Origin of the sequence: Rhodobacter sp. NSM (assembly GCF_052244495.1) — a bacterium.
Lineage (GTDB): Bacteria > Pseudomonadota > Alphaproteobacteria > Rhodobacterales > Rhodobacteraceae > Cereibacter_A.
Map to the genome: position 1 here is coordinate 110,001 of NZ_JBQPXH010000008.1, position 13,015 is coordinate 123,015.

Below are 13,015 nucleotides of genomic sequence, written 5' to 3' on the forward strand. Positions count from 1 at the left end.
TCTCAGCCCTTCAGCACGCGGCCGGCGACCGCGTCGAGTTTCGCCAGAAGTTCCGGGTCGCGCCTGGCCGGAGCGGTCATGATCGCATGTTCGAGGGCGCGGTCGCAGCCATGCGGGCAGGCGTCCCGCTCGGCGCCGAGCAGCGCGGGCAGCCCCGCCACCAGCCCGCGGGCGTGGTCGGCATTGGCCCCGAGCGTCGCGATGATCGCGGTGATGTCCACCTCGCCGTGGTGGGGGTGCCAGCTGTCGTAGTCGGTGACCATGGCGACCGAGGCGTAGCAGATCTCGGCCTCGCGGGCGAGCTTGGCCTCGGGCATGTTGGTCATGCCGATGACGTGGCAGCCCCAGCTCTTGTAGAGGAGCGACTCGGCCAGCGTCGAGAATTGCGGGCCTTCCATGCAGAGGTAGGTGCCGCCCTCATGGACCGTGACGCCGGTCGAACGCGCGGCCTCGGCGCAGAGCGCCGAAAGACGCGGGCAGGTCGGGTTGGCGAGCGAGACATGCGCGACGCAGCCCGAGCCGAAGAAGGACTTCTGCCGGGCGAAGCTGCGGTCGATGAACTGGTCGACGACGACGAAATCGCCGGGCGCCATCTCTTCCTTGAACGAGCCGCAGGCCGAGACCGAGACGAGATCCGTGACGCCCAGCCGCTTCAGCGCGTCGATGTTGGCGCGGTAGGGCACGGTCGTCGGGCTGTGGACGTGGCCCCGCCCATGCCGCGGAAGGAAGGCCATCGGCACGCCCTCGAGCGTGCCCACGAGGATCTCGTCCGACGGCTCGCCCCATGGCGTTGCAACCTTCGTCCAGGTCGCGTCCTGCAGTCCCTCGATCTCGTAGACCCCCGAACCGCCGATCACCCCGATCATGGTCTTCATTGCTGTCCCCGGTATCATTGACCGGGGGGACAGTAGGCCCCGCATTCCGTCGAGAAAAGCGCGAACCCCGCTGCTCAGGGTGCGATAAATCGCCGTTGCCGTTCACGAAGCGCGAATTGCCTGCTTGCGACGGACGGAGCAGCGCCGGCAGTCCTTCCTGCGCGGCCCGGTGGAGAAGCGCATGATCACGCGGCCGTTCCGCGCAAGGTCTCAGCCCTCGCCGGGCCGGGCGAGCTCGATCACCTCGCGCACCACCGCATAGTCGCGGTAGCCGAGACGGGCCATCGGCCGGAAGGCCGTCACGTCGAAGCGCCCCTCGCGGAGGCAATCGTCGCGCAGGTGGATGCCCGTCACCTCGCCGAGGATCAGGAAGTTGTCGCGGCCGAGCAGCTCAATCACCTGCGTCACCCGGCATTCGAGCGATGCGGGCGCGTCCGCGACGCGGGGGCAGGGAACGGTGAGGCACTCGGCGCGGGCCACGCCTGCCTCGGTGAACTCGTCCGTGCCGCGCGGGAAGGCTGCCGAGGTGGCGTTCATCCGGGCAAGGGCCGCTTCCTCGACGATGTTGACGCAGAAGACGCCGGTCTCGCGCAGCGCCGCGAGACTGTCCTTCGCGCCGGTCGAGGCGAACATCACCTGCGGCGGCACGTAGGCCACGGCGTTGAAGAAGGAATAGGGCGCGAGGTTGTCGCCCTTCGGGCCGCGGGTCGAGATCCAGCCGATCGGACGCGGTGTGACGATGGCGTTGAACGGGTTGTGCGGCAGACCATGGCCGTCCTCGGGGCGGTAGAACATCGGCTTCCTTTCCGGTTTGATCCCGTTCTGACTGCGTGTTACGCGCCGTTCCAGCCGATTCCGGCGCGGGGGGAGCGGGCGTGTATCGCCTTGAACAGGAACGTGATGCTGACTGGTGGGAAGTCGAGGCGCTCTATGACCTCTGCTTCGCGCCCGGCCGCACTGCGCTCTCCTCCTATCGGCTGCGCGACGGGGTGCCGACCGTAGCCGATCTCTGCGCGCTCCTGCGGGATGCGGACGGCACGCTCGCGGCTGCGATCAGATACTGGCCGGTGACGGTTGCCGAGAAGCCCGTGCTGCTTCTGGGACCCGTGGCCGTCCACCCGACGCGGCAGGGCGAGGGGCTCGGCGCGCTGCTCATCACCGAGACCCTGGCCGAGGCGAAGAAGATCGGCTGGGAGAGGGTGATGCTCGTTGGCGACGCGCCCTACTACCGCCGCTTCGGCTTCCGCAAGCTCGACCGCGTGGTGATGCCGCCGCCCACCAACCCTGAGCGCGTGCTGGGCATGCCGCTCGTGGTCGGCGCCTGGGACGGTGTGGAGGGGCCGGTCGCCAAGGCAGGCTGACCGGTCGCCGACTGCGGGGGCCCCGAAAGGCGGAGCCCACCCCGTGGGGCGGGCCATTGCCGAACGGGCGGGCCGATCCTACCTCTTGTCGCATGACCGCAGATGTCCGCCTTCCCGCCGTCCGCTCAACTCCCGAGGCCGAGATCGCGGCCCTCGCCCTTCGGTTCGACCGGGCAAACGGGCCGGTGATAGCCCTGATGAACCGCCTCGGCGGCTCCGTCGAGGAACGGATGGCCCTGTTGCCCGCGCCGGTGCTGCGCCAGATCGAGGCGGTGACGCGGAACGCGCTGGAGCGCAGCCACAGGATCGCCGCAGCCGGCCGCGCCGCTCCCGACCTTGGCCGGCGCGCCACGCCGGCTCTGGTGGCGCTGACGGGCGCGGCCGGCGGTGCGGGCGGCCTCGCCACCTCGGTCGCCGAGCTTCCCGTGACGATCACCGTCATCATGCATGCGATCCGCCGTGCCGCCGAGGCCGAGGGCTTCGATCCCGATGATCCGGCGATCCGCGTCGAGTGCCTGCGGATTTTCGGCGCGGGCAGCCCCCTCAGGCGCGACGATGGCGTGAACACGAGCTTCATCGGCGCCCGCATCGCGATGAGCGGTGCTGCGGTGAGTCGCGTGGTCGCCTCGGTCGCGCCGAAGCTCGCCGCCGCTTTGGGGCAGAAGCTCATGGCGCAGGCCGTGCCGGTGCTCGGGGCCGTCGCGGGGGCCACGCTGAACACCGCCTACCTCAGCTACTACCGCGAGATCGCCGAGATCCGCTTCGCGCTGCTACGCCTTGCACAGACGCATGGCGCCGAACGTGTGCTCAACGAGTTCCAGTCGGCCGTGAAGCCGATCCCGCTCTATCGCGCCTGACGCCTGCGGCCGGAAGTAAAGCGCGGGTGACGCTGCCCGGCCGCGCGAAAGACCAGATGTCCTGTGGCGACGCGAGTCGCGGCAGGCCCCACCGACGAAGGAGACCCCATGATCGAGCTCTACTACTGGCCTACGCCCAACGGCTGGAAGGTCACGATCGCGCTGGAGGAACTGGGCCTGCCCTATGACTTGCGGCTCGTGAACATCAATGCCGGAGACCAGTTCGACCCGGAGTTCCTGAAGATCTCGCCGAACAACCGGATGCCCGCGATCACGGACAGCGAGGGGCCGGACGGCGCGCCGGTGTCGATCTTCGAATCAGGCGCGATCCTGCAGTATCTCGCGCGGAAGACCGGCAAGCTCTGCGGCCCGACCGAGCGCGACCGGATCGCGGTGGATCAGTGGCTCATGTGGCAGATGGGCGGTGTGGGCCCGATGGCGGGGCAGGCGCACCATTTCCTGAAATACGCCCCGCAGATGGATCCGCCGCAGGTGCTGCCCTATGCGCAGGACCGTTACCGGCGCGAGGTTGGACGGCTCTACGGCGTGCTCGATCGCCAGTTGCAGGGCCGCGAGTTCGTGGCGGGAGATTTCCTCTCGATCGCCGACATCGCAATCTGGCCCTGGGCGCAGAACTGGGAAGCGCAGCAGCAGACGCTGGACGACAAGCCCGATCTTGCGCGCTGGCTCAAGGCCCTGGCCGAGCGGCCGGCCTTCGTGAAAGGGAAGGCCGTGGCCGAAGAAATGCGCAACCAGGGCCCTCTCGACAAGAAGGCGGTCGAGATCCTCTACGGCAGGAAATAGCCGGGGCAGCTGAACCGGCGGGCGCGATGCCGGGTGTCGATCACCACGGCGGTCCGCGCCCGCCCGACCTCGCGGGAAAGGGGGCGGCGGTCGCTGGGGCACGACCGTCCGGATCGGCCGTGCTGCGCTCCGGGACGCGTCAGGCCTTGTCTTCCCGCTCGATCCCGAAGCGCCGGAAGAGCGGCCCCTGCGTCATGAAGAAGGCGAAGATCGCCAGAGGCAGCCCGAAGGTCTTGAAGTTCACCCAGGCGTCGGTGCTCATCAGCCGCCAGACCGCCTCGTTGGCGGCGGCGAGCGCGAAGAAGAAGAACATCACGCGCCGCGTCAGCACCATCCAGCCTTCGGGCTTGAGCGGGATCGCCTCCTCGAGCACGAGCTTCAGCCAGCTCTGCCCGCGGAGGAGGCCGATGCCGAGGAGGCCGCCGAACAGAAGGTAGATCATCGTGGGCTTCATCTTGAAGAAGCGCTCGTCGTTCAGCCAGACCGAGAGGCCGCCGAAGACCACGACCAGCACCACTGTGGCGACCTGCATCTTCGAGAGCTTGCCCGAAAGCCACCAGAGCAGCCCGGTGCAGATCACCATCAGCGGGATGAAGAGCGCCGTCATCACGATGAAGCCCTGGTATTCGGTGCCGCCGAACGTGAAGACCTCGTCCTTCAGCCGGACATAGCCGATGAAGAAGGCCGCGATCGGCCCCCATTCCAGCACCGCCTTGACCACCGGGTTGATGCGTTCCGCCATGTCTCTCCCTTTCAGGCCGCCTGAACCAGTATCGCGCCGAGGGCGATCAGGCCCATCAGCAGTATCTTTCCCGGCCCCGACCGCTCGCCGAGCAGCAGCCAGCCGATGGCCGCGGCAAAGAGCGTCGAGGTCTCGCGCAGCGAGGCCACCTCGGCCACCTTTCCGAGCCGCGTGCCGAGCATCACGCCGCCGAAGCTCACGAAGGCGATGAGGGCGCCCACGAACCCGCGCAGGGCAAGGGCCGCGGCCGCCTCGGGCACCTGCCGCGCCTTCACGAGCCTGTAGCCCAGCATCAGCGGGAAATCGAGCGAGGTCATCAGGAAGAACCAGGCGAGGAAGGTGAAGGGGTCGGGCATGAGCCGGATCGCCCAGGCGTCATAGGTGGTGTAGATCGCGACCATCAGCCCGCCCGCGAAGGCCCAGGCGAGGCCCGCCTGCAGGTCGATGCGCCCGATATGCGGGCTCGAGGTGAAGTTGACTCGCGCGAGGGTGAGGATCGCGGCCGAGAGGATCGCCACGCCGACCCACTGGATGCCCGCATAATGCTCGCCGAGGAAGAGCGCCGCGAAGGCAAGCGTGGCGAGCGGGCCCACGCCGCGCACCACCGGATAGACGACGGTATAGGCCGCGCGCGAATAGGCGCGGGCCATCGCGATCTTGTAGGCGAGGTGGATCGCCATGACGCCCGCCATCACCAGCCATTCGAAGCCGCGCGGCCAAGGCACCACGAAGAGCGCGACGGGCGCCGAGAGGAGCACCATGAAGGCATCCATCGCGCCCCGCGCGAGCCAGGGATCGTGCCGGCCCTTCTGAAGCGCGCCGAAGCAGGCATGTGCGAAGGCGGAGGTGAGCGCGAGGAGAAGCGCGATCCGCGCGCCGGCTTCCGTGCCTTCGAGGGAGAGGATCCAGGCTGTCATGAGGGGCGGGCCGAGCGGCGGGACGCCGGGGGGCTTTCCGCCCCCCGGACCCCCCGAGGATATTTTTCCAGAGTGAAGGGGAGGGGCGCGCGTCCGGGCCTCCGGGCGCGGCGGGCGTCAGTCGTCGAGACCCATCAGGGCGCGCGCGAAATCCTCGGGGTCGAAGGGGGCGAGGTCGTCGATCTGCTCGCCCACGCCGATGGCATGGATCGGAAGACCGAAGCGGTCGGCCAGCGCCACCAGGACGCCGCCCTTCGCGGTGCCGTCGAGCTTCGTCATCACGAGGCCCGAGACATCGGCGAGCTTGCGGAAGATCTCGACCTGGTTCAGCGCGTTCTGCCCCGTGGTGGCGTCGAGCACGAGGAGTGTGTTGTGCGGCGCGTCGGGATCCTTCTTGCGGATCACGCGGACGATCTTGGAGAGCTCCTCCATCAGGTCGGCACGGTTCTGCAGCCGGCCGGCCGTGTCGATCATCAGCAGATCCGCGCCCTCGGCCTGCGCCTTCGTCATCGCGTCGAAGGCGAGCGAGGCGGGATCGGAGCCCTCGGGTGCGGTCAGGACGGGCACGCCTGCGCGGCGGCCCCAGACCTGGAGCTGTTCGACGGCGGCGGCGCGGAACGTGTCGCCCGCGGCGATCACCACCGACTTGCCGGCGGCACGGAACTGCGAGGCGAGCTTGCCGATGGTCGTCGTCTTGCCCGAACCGTTCACGCCCACCACCAGCACCACCTGCGGGCGCGAGGGATAGAGCGGCATCGGCCGGGCCACCGGCTCGAGGATGCGGGCGATCTCGGTCGCCAGCGCCTCCTTGATCTCGCGCGACGAGACGCGGCGGCCGTAGCGTCCCTCGGCGATGTTCGCCGTCACGCGCAGCGCGGTCTCGACGCCCATGTCGGCCTGGATCAGCACCTCCTCGAGGTTCTCGAGCATGGCGTCGTCGAGGATGCGGCGGGGCTCTTCCGTCTGGCCGAACATCCGGCCGAGAAAGCCGGGGCGCCGCTCGGGCTCCGGTTCGCTCGTCGCAGCCGGCACCCTCGCGGCTTCGGGGCGCGGAGTGGACGGGGGGCGCTGCTCCGCGCGCACCGGCTCGGGATCCCGTGCGGCGGGCGCAGGCCGGGCGGGCTCGGCCGCCGGTTGAACGGGCCGGGCGGCTGGCTCCGGGCCTCGTGCGGCCGGCTCCGGTGGGGCGGGATCGCGCGTCGGCGCAGGAGCAGGCGACGGCGGTGGCTCTGGCGTCCGCGGTTCCGCCTGTGCCGGTGCGGGCGCGAGCGGCTGGCCAAGAACCAGCGGCTCCTCTTTCGAGGCCGGAGGGGTCTGCGGCTGCTCGGGCGCCGGCGGTTCCGTCGTCGCACCGTCCTCGACCAGCGCATCCAGTTCCTCCGACAGCCGGTCGGACGAGCGGAACATCTTCTCGCGCATCTTCTTGAAGAACGACATCGGCTCCCGCCTCCCTGCTTGCGGCACCTGACACCTAGTCGCTCGGGCGGCGCGAGGAAAGGGGGAAGGCCGCCGCAGCCGCCCGCGGGCTGGCGCAGGCGTGACTGGCCAAGCCGGCCCGCCTCTGGCAGTCTGGCGGCCCGCGCGGCGGTTCGGCCGCGCATCGGCGGAGGCACTCATGCACAGGATCTGGCACGAGATCGGAACCGCGGCCATTGCCCTCGCTCTTGCCGGGCCGGCCCTTGCGGCGGAGCCGATGAGCGCGGAAGAGTTCGAGGCCTATGCTCAGGGCAAGACGCTCTCCTACGCCGTCGGCGGCGAGATCTACGGCGCCGAGCAGTATCTTCCGCAGCGCCAAGTCGTCTGGGCGTTCCGCGGGCAGGAATGCACGCGTGGACAGTGGTACGAGGACGCGGGTCAGATCTGCTTCGTCTACGAGCACGATTCCACGCCGCAATGCTGGACCTTCTACCGCGAATCCGCCGGCATTCGCGCGCAGTTCGAGGGCGATCCCGAGGGCACCGAACTGTCCGAGGTCGACCAGACCCGCACCCCGCTGATCTGCGCCGGTCCCGACGTGGGCGTCTGACGGACCCGTCAGAACGGCGGGGGACGGCTCAGAGGAGGCTTCCCTGTGCCGGCGGAGGCTCCTCCCTCCCCTTGCGCGACTTTCGGGAAGCGAGCGTGAGACGCCCGTCCTGGAACTCGACCTCGAGGCTGCCGGCCCGCTCGGCTCGCGCCCGCGTTGTGACCACCTCTCCGTCCGCCCGCACCACCGCATAGCCGCGCTTCAGCGTCTCGCGATAGCCGAGGGTCTGGCGCAGCCGGTCCAGCGCCTCGAGCCGGTCAGACAGGCGGGCGAGGCGCGCTTCGGGCGCGAGGTGCAGCCGGACCGCGAGGGCCTCGAGTGCCGCGGCGTTGCGCCGTGTCGTCCGTTCGGTCTCGGCGATGAGCCGGGCGAAGGCCGGGGCAAGGCGGGCCGAGAGGGCCTCGAACCGGTCCCGCGCGCGCTCGTTCCGACGGCCGAGGCAGGTCTCGAGGCCGCGCGACCGGTCGGCCAGCCGGTCCTTCTGCCGCGCCACCAGATCGGCGAGGAGCCGCGGGCGAAGATGCGCGCCCAGCGGCTCGAGCCGGGCCCGGCGGGCGGCGACGATCTGACCGAGCGCGCCCGTGAGGCGGGTGGACCAGAGGTCGAAGCGCTGGCTGGGGCCGGCCGCGAGGCTCTCGGGGCGCGGCAGCGCGCGGGCGAGGTCACGCAGGCGCTGGTCGCGCCGCCGGATCGTTTCGGCTGCGCAGCGCGAGAGCCGTGCGCCCTGTCCGTCGAGGCCGGCCAGCAGGTCGAGCCGGACGGGTACCGCCATCTCGGCTGCGGCGGTGGGGGTCGGCGCGCGGCGGTCGGCGGCATGGTCGATCAGCGTCGTGTCCGTCTCGTGGCCCACGGCCGAGATCAAGGGGATCCGGCTCTCGGCGGCGGCGCGGACGACGATCTCCTCGTTGAAGCCCCAGAGATCCTCGAGGCTGCCGCCGCCGCGCGCGACGATCAGGAGGTCGGGACGCGGGATCGGGCCGTCCTCGGGCAGGGCGTTGAAGCCCCGGATCGCGGCTGCCACCTCGGGTGCGCATTTCTCGCCCTGCACCGCGACGGGCCAGATCAGCACATGGCTCGGGAAGCGGTCGCGCAGCCGGTGGAGGATGTCGCGGATCACCGCGCCCGAGGGCGAGGTCACGACGCCGATCACGCGCGGCAGGAAGGGGAGGGGGCGCTTGCGGGCGGCATCGAACAGCCCCTCTGCGGCCAGCGCGGCACGGCGCTTCTCGAGCATGGCCATCAGCGCGCCCGCACCGGCGGGGGCCATGTCCTCGACGATGATCTGGTATTTCGACTGGCCGGGGAAGGTGGTCATCCGGCCGGTGGCCACCACCTCCATCCCCTCCTCGGGGCGGACGGAGAGCCGGCCCGCCTGACCCTTCCAGCAGATCGCGGCGATCACCGCGCGGTCGTCCTTCAGGTCGAAATAGAGGTGCCCCGAAGCGGGGCGCGAGACGCGCCCGATCTCGGCCCGGACGCGGACGAGGCCGAATTCGCCTTCGATCACCCGCTTCACAGCGCCCGAAAGTTCCGAGACGGTAAATTCCGGCGTGTTACGGCTCGGCGCGGGATCTTCGAAGAGGTCGGACATGCCGCCTTTGTGCCCGAGGCCCGCCCGACAGGCAAGCTGCGGGTTCGGGCGCCGCCTGCCTGCTCGGGAATTCGCCGGACGTGGCTTCCCGGGCCACCGCCCGAGCCGTCGGGACTTCCGGACGCCGCCCGGAGGGACGGCGCCGACGAGGATCGAGGCCTGTGCGAGGCCGCGGGCATCGGAAGACCCATGAATGGGCCTCCTGAGAGCCCCGACCCGCGCCCCTCGGGCCGCTGCAGAGCCACCGCCGCCGCGAGGGGTCAGCCCTCGTCGCCCTCGCCGTAGAGCCAGGAGGAATAGCCGCGCTCGGCCAGGCTTTTCGCGAAGGAGCGCGCCTCCTCGTCGGTGGCAAGCGGCACGACCACCATGCCGGCCGAATTCTCCTCGATGAAGGCCGCGGCATCCTCGAGCGTGCGGCCGTCGCCGGGGCCCGTGCTGCCGTCGACCGGGCCCGCATGGAGGCCCGCGATCTCCAGCTCTTCCTGAACGATCACCCGCTCTTCGGTCGTAAGCGCGGCGAAGGCCGCCTCCAGTCGGGCTGTCGTTGCCTCATCGGCCAGAAGGGGGGTGGCGGCAAGAAGGGCTGCGGGGAGGAGAAGGGTGCGGAGATCCATGACCTGTGCTCGAAACGGAACGGCCGCAGGGGCCGGAGGGCGAGGCTTCTTTTGCATGGCTCCCGGCCCTGCGCAACGGGGCGCGCCGGCCCGGGCGCCTTGTCCCGCGCGGCGCTTTCGGATTAGAGACGCGGCACCGATGGACAAGGGAGCGGCCATGAACATCCTCATTCTCGGCGGCGGCGGGCGCGAGCATGCGCTGGCCTGGGCGATCAAGCAGAACCCGAAATGCGACCGGCTGATCGTCGCGCCGGGCAACGCGGGGATCGCGCAGATCGCCGAATGTTCCGATCTCGACATCCTCGACGGGGCGGCGGTGGTGGCCTTCTGCGAGGCGAACTCGGTCGATTTCGTGGTGGTGGGCCCCGAGGCGCCGCTTGCCGCGGGCGTGGCCGACGCCACCCGCGCCGCGGGCATCCTGACCTTCGGCCCCTCTCAGGCGGCGGCTCGCCTCGAGGCCTCGAAGGGATTCACCAAGGAGATCTGCGACGCCTGCGGCGCGCCCACCGCGGGCTATGCGCGCTTCACCGAGGCCGAGCCCGCCCGCGCGCATGTCCGCGCCACGGGCGCGCCCATCGTCATCAAGGCGGACGGGCTTGCGGCGGGAAAGGGCGTTGTCGTGGCCATGACCGAGGCCGAGGCCCTGGCCGCTATCGACGACATGTTCGGCGGCAGCTTCGGCGAGGCCGGAGCCGAGGTGGTGATCGAGGAGTTCATGACCGGCGAGGAAGCAAGCTTCTTCGTCCTCACCGACGGGCGCACCGTCCTGCCCATCGGCACGGCGCAGGATCACAAGCGCGCCTTCGACGGCGACGAGGGGCCGAACACCGGCGGCATGGGCGCCTATTCGCCTGCCCCGGTGCTGACCACGGCCGTGCAGCGGCAGGCGCTCGACGAGATCGTGAAGCCCACCATCGCCGAGATGGGCCGCCGCGGCGCGCCCTACAGCGGCGTGCTCTATGCCGGGCTGATGATCGAAGGCGGCCGCGCGCGGCTCGTGGAGTACAATGTCCGCTTCGGCGACCCGGAATGTCAGGTGCTGATGCTGCGGCTGGGCGCGCAGGCGCTCGACCTGCTGCTGGCCTGCGCCGAGGGGCGGCTCGATCAGGTGCAGGTCAATTGGGCCGAGGATCATGCGCTGACGGTGGTGATGGCGGCGAAGGGCTATCCGGGCAGCTACCAGAAGGGGACGGAAATCCGCGGCCTCGAGGCGCTGCCCGAGACCAGCCGGCAGGTCGTCTTCCATGCAGGCACGGCCGCGAAGGATAGCCGCATCCTCGCCACCGGCGGGCGGGTGCTGGCCGCCACCGCGCGCGCCGCCAGTCTCGCCGAGGCGCAGGCCGCGGCCTATGCGATGGTCGATGCGATCGACTGGCCCGAGGGCTTCTGCCGCCGCGACATCGGCTGGCGCGCCCTCTGACGGTGTGAGCGGGCGGCACCGCCCGTTTTATCCCGTCGTCGAGGCGCAGGTGGCGGCTCTGCAGTAGTGGGTGCAATCGACCGGCCTAAATGCCTCTGCCGCCGGGACGTCGTTGGCGCATCCTCCTGCGAAGGGGACGCGGCCCGGCCGGCCGTCGGTCCCGGTGACGCCGCGCGAGTCTGGGACGGGAGGTCGCCTTGCGGCGCGGGGTTCCGAACGGGCCGGGAGCGACCGGGCCCGCGTCGCCCCGCGCCTCAGCCCGCCCAGACGCGCAGCGGGCCGAGGCGGGCGCTCTTCTTCGTCTGGTGGCGGTCCATGCGGATCAGGATGTCGCGGAGGAACTCGACGGCCGCCACAACATGCGGCCCCTTGTTCAGCATCACGCATTCCGCGCGCTGGCTCATGGCGGCGTCGGTGACCTCGGCGCGGCTGGCCTGCCCCTCCTTCACCATCCCTTCGAGCACCTGCGTGGCCCAGACCACCGGCACCTGCGCCGCCTCGCAGAGCCAGAGGATCTCTTCCTGGATCTCGGAAAGCCGGTCGAAGCCGATCTCGACCGCGAGATCGCCCCGCGCGATCATCACGCCGACGGGCAGGGCGCCGCCCGCCTCGACGATCAGCTCGGGCAGGAGATGCAGCCCCATCGGGGTCTCGATCTTCAGAAGGATTGCCGGAAGCGGCCGCGGATGGCGCGCGCGCGCCTCCATCGCCGCGATCAGGGCACGCACGTCGGCCGGTGTCTGGACGAAGGAAAAGGCCACGAGGTCGGCCTCGGCCACCACCACATCGAGCGCCGCGAGGTCCTCTTCGGTCAGCGCGGCCACGTCCAGATGCGAGCCGGGCAGGTTCACCCCGCGGCCGGGCTTTAGCTTCAGCCCGCGCTCGCCTGCGCGGATCACCTCGAGCAGCGCGTGACCCCGGCCGGTCTGGAGCACCGTGGCCCAGAGCTTGCCGTCGTCCACCGAGACCTGCACGCCCGGTGAGAGGGCGGCAAGCAGCGCCGGATGGCCGAGCACGGCCCAGCCCTGACCTTCTGGCGCCATCGAGGGTTTCTCGACGAAGGCGAAGCGGTCGCCCGCCCGCAGGCGCTTGGGCAGCGGGCCGCCGGTCTTCGTCACGCGAAACTTCGGCCCGCCGAGATCCATCGAGATCGGCAGCTTGCGGCCGGTCAGGGCCTCGGACTTGCGGATGTGACCGATCATCGCCCGCCAGGCCTCGGGGCTGTCATGGGCGCAGTTGATGCGGAACGCATCCGCCCCCGCCGCCACCAGATCACGCACGATGGCGGGATCCGAGGCCGCCTCGGACGGCAGGGTCACGAGGATGCGCGTCCCGGGTGCCGTGTCCCGCGCGCCGAACAGGGCGTCGCGCCGCGCGCAGAGGCTGTGAAGCTCGGGATCGAAGCCCTGCGGGCCGGGGAAGGCCGGACCGTCGAGGCCCGCGATGGCCGAGAGCGCCGCGATCACCGCCTCGAGCGAGGGCCGCACATGGCCGTCGAGCCGTCCGAGCGTCGAGAGGCCGAGGCGGCTCAGGCGCGGCTGGAGCGTCGTGAGGTCCGCCTCGCGCAGCGCCAGCCAGTCGGCCATGTTGGCGACCGACGGCAGGAACTCGAGCCGGCGCACCCGCGTGGCCCAGTCCGCCATCCGCGCATCCGCACGGCGGAAGAGATCGGCGCGGAGCGAGGTCAGCTCGGCCAGAAGCGCGCGTGCCTCGGCACGGGGATCTTCGCCGCGAGGTGGCGCGTCCTCCACGATCATCTGCCGCTCTGCCACCCCATCCATCGCACCACCCTCCGAACACTTGCCGGA

The 13,015-nt window shown here is 70.7% G+C and carries 13 protein-coding genes; 5 read left to right on the forward strand and 8 right to left on the reverse strand.

The window, feature by feature from the left end:
* Positions 1–2: 2 nt before the first annotated feature.
* On the reverse strand, positions 3–875 hold the full coding sequence (locus ACTVZP_RS15690; RefSeq protein ID WP_443213106.1) for an S-methyl-5'-thioadenosine phosphorylase: 873 nt from the start codon (positions 873–875) through the stop codon (positions 3–5).
* Positions 876–1,085: 210 nt separating this feature from the next.
* Positions 1,086–1,670, reverse strand: coding sequence for a flavin reductase family protein (locus ACTVZP_RS15695; RefSeq protein ID WP_443213107.1), 585 nt, complete (start codon positions 1,668–1,670; stop codon positions 1,086–1,088).
* 80 nt (positions 1,671–1,750) lie between these two features.
* Here ACTVZP_RS15695 and ACTVZP_RS15700 point away from each other — a divergent pair, with 80 nt between their 5' ends.
* The 3 genes from ACTVZP_RS15700 to ACTVZP_RS15710 all read left to right on the forward strand — a co-directional run bounded on the left by ACTVZP_RS15700 (position 1,751) and on the right by ACTVZP_RS15710 (position 3,897).
* Positions 1,751–2,236 (forward strand): GNAT family N-acetyltransferase, encoded by a 486-nt coding sequence (locus tag ACTVZP_RS15700; protein WP_443213108.1) that lies wholly within the window; start codon positions 1,751–1,753, stop codon positions 2,234–2,236.
* A gap of 92 nt (positions 2,237–2,328) precedes the next feature.
* Positions 2,329–3,093: an EcsC family protein gene (locus tag ACTVZP_RS15705; RefSeq protein WP_443213109.1), complete on the forward strand. Its 765-nt coding sequence runs from the start codon at positions 2,329–2,331 to the stop codon at positions 3,091–3,093.
* A gap of 108 nt (positions 3,094–3,201) precedes the next feature.
* On the forward strand, positions 3,202–3,897 hold the full coding sequence (locus ACTVZP_RS15710; protein ID WP_443213110.1) for a glutathione S-transferase family protein: 696 nt from the start codon (positions 3,202–3,204) through the stop codon (positions 3,895–3,897).
* 139 nt (positions 3,898–4,036) lie between these two features.
* Here the strand turns inward: ACTVZP_RS15710 and ACTVZP_RS15715 are convergent, their stop codons facing one another.
* The 3 genes from ACTVZP_RS15715 to ftsY form a co-directional block, all read right to left on the reverse strand.
* A complete protein-coding gene (locus ACTVZP_RS15715) occupies positions 4,037–4,639 on the reverse strand; it encodes an inner membrane-spanning protein YciB (protein ID WP_443213111.1) in 603 nt (200 codons plus the stop codon).
* 11 nt (positions 4,640–4,650) lie between these two features.
* Entirely contained in the window at positions 4,651–5,556 is a 906-nt protein-coding gene (locus tag ACTVZP_RS15720) for an EamA family transporter (RefSeq protein WP_443213112.1), read from the reverse strand.
* 117 nt (positions 5,557–5,673) lie between these two features.
* Entirely contained in the window at positions 5,674–6,993 is a 1,320-nt protein-coding gene (gene ftsY / locus ACTVZP_RS15725; protein ID WP_443213113.1) for a signal recognition particle-docking protein FtsY, read from the reverse strand.
* A 178-nt stretch (positions 6,994–7,171) separates the two neighbouring features.
* Between ftsY and ACTVZP_RS15730 the strand changes: the two genes are divergently transcribed.
* Complete coding sequence (locus ACTVZP_RS15730; protein WP_443213114.1) at positions 7,172–7,582, forward strand: hypothetical protein; 411 nt, start codon at positions 7,172–7,174, stop codon at positions 7,580–7,582.
* A 28-nt stretch (positions 7,583–7,610) separates the two neighbouring features.
* Here ACTVZP_RS15730 and xseA read toward each other — a convergent pair whose 3' ends face one another.
* Together xseA and ACTVZP_RS15740 are read right to left on the reverse strand one after the other, a co-directional pair.
* On the reverse strand, positions 7,611–9,173 hold the full coding sequence (xseA, locus tag ACTVZP_RS15735) for an exodeoxyribonuclease VII large subunit (protein WP_443213115.1): 1,563 nt from the start codon (positions 9,171–9,173) through the stop codon (positions 7,611–7,613).
* A gap of 260 nt (positions 9,174–9,433) precedes the next feature.
* Positions 9,434–9,787 carry a hypothetical protein gene (locus ACTVZP_RS15740; protein WP_443213116.1) on the reverse strand — a complete coding sequence of 118 codons (354 nt, stop codon included), beginning with the start codon at positions 9,785–9,787 and terminating at the stop codon, positions 9,434–9,436.
* 157 nt (positions 9,788–9,944) lie between these two features.
* Between ACTVZP_RS15740 and purD the strand changes: the two genes are divergently transcribed.
* The gene (gene purD / locus ACTVZP_RS15745; RefSeq protein WP_443213117.1) at positions 9,945–11,207 is read left to right on the forward strand and encodes a phosphoribosylamine--glycine ligase; all 1,263 of its coding nucleotides are present in this window, start codon (positions 9,945–9,947) and stop codon (positions 11,205–11,207) included.
* A 254-nt stretch (positions 11,208–11,461) separates the two neighbouring features.
* Here purD and ACTVZP_RS15750 read toward each other — a convergent pair whose 3' ends face one another.
* A complete protein-coding gene (locus tag ACTVZP_RS15750) occupies positions 11,462–12,988 on the reverse strand; it encodes a pyruvate kinase (RefSeq protein ID WP_443213118.1) in 1,527 nt (508 codons plus the stop codon).
* Positions 12,989–13,015 lie beyond the last annotated feature (27 nt).

What these genes read in the sequence shown, in the direction of transcription:
- ACTVZP_RS15690 (WP_443213106.1), bottom strand. Translation starts at nt 875, where the DNA reads ATGAAGACCATGATCGGGGTGATCGGCGGTTCGGGGGTCTACGAGATC.
- ACTVZP_RS15695 (WP_443213107.1), bottom strand. Translation starts at nt 1,670, where the DNA reads ATGTTCTACCGCCCCGAGGACGGCCATGGTCTGCCGCACAACCCGTTC.
- ACTVZP_RS15705 (WP_443213109.1), top strand. Translation starts at nt 2,329, where the DNA reads ATGACCGCAGATGTCCGCCTTCCCGCCGTCCGCTCAACTCCCGAGGCC.
- ACTVZP_RS15710 (WP_443213110.1), top strand. Translation starts at nt 3,202, where the DNA reads ATGATCGAGCTCTACTACTGGCCTACGCCCAACGGCTGGAAGGTCACG.
- ACTVZP_RS15715 (WP_443213111.1), bottom strand. Translation starts at nt 4,639, where the DNA reads ATGGCGGAACGCATCAACCCGGTGGTCAAGGCGGTGCTGGAATGGGGG.
- ACTVZP_RS15720 (WP_443213112.1), bottom strand. Translation starts at nt 5,556, where the DNA reads ATGACAGCCTGGATCCTCTCCCTCGAAGGCACGGAAGCCGGCGCGCGG.
- ftsY (WP_443213113.1), bottom strand. Translation starts at nt 6,993, where the DNA reads ATGTCGTTCTTCAAGAAGATGCGCGAGAAGATGTTCCGCTCGTCCGAC.
- ACTVZP_RS15730 (WP_443213114.1), top strand. Translation starts at nt 7,172, where the DNA reads ATGCACAGGATCTGGCACGAGATCGGAACCGCGGCCATTGCCCTCGCT.
- xseA (WP_443213115.1), bottom strand. Translation starts at nt 9,173, where the DNA reads ATGTCCGACCTCTTCGAAGATCCCGCGCCGAGCCGTAACACGCCGGAA.
- ACTVZP_RS15740 (WP_443213116.1), bottom strand. Translation starts at nt 9,787, where the DNA reads ATGGATCTCCGCACCCTTCTCCTCCCCGCAGCCCTTCTTGCCGCCACC.
- purD (WP_443213117.1), top strand. Translation starts at nt 9,945, where the DNA reads ATGAACATCCTCATTCTCGGCGGCGGCGGGCGCGAGCATGCGCTGGCC.
- ACTVZP_RS15750 (WP_443213118.1), bottom strand. Translation starts at nt 12,988, where the DNA reads ATGGATGGGGTGGCAGAGCGGCAGATGATCGTGGAGGACGCGCCACCT.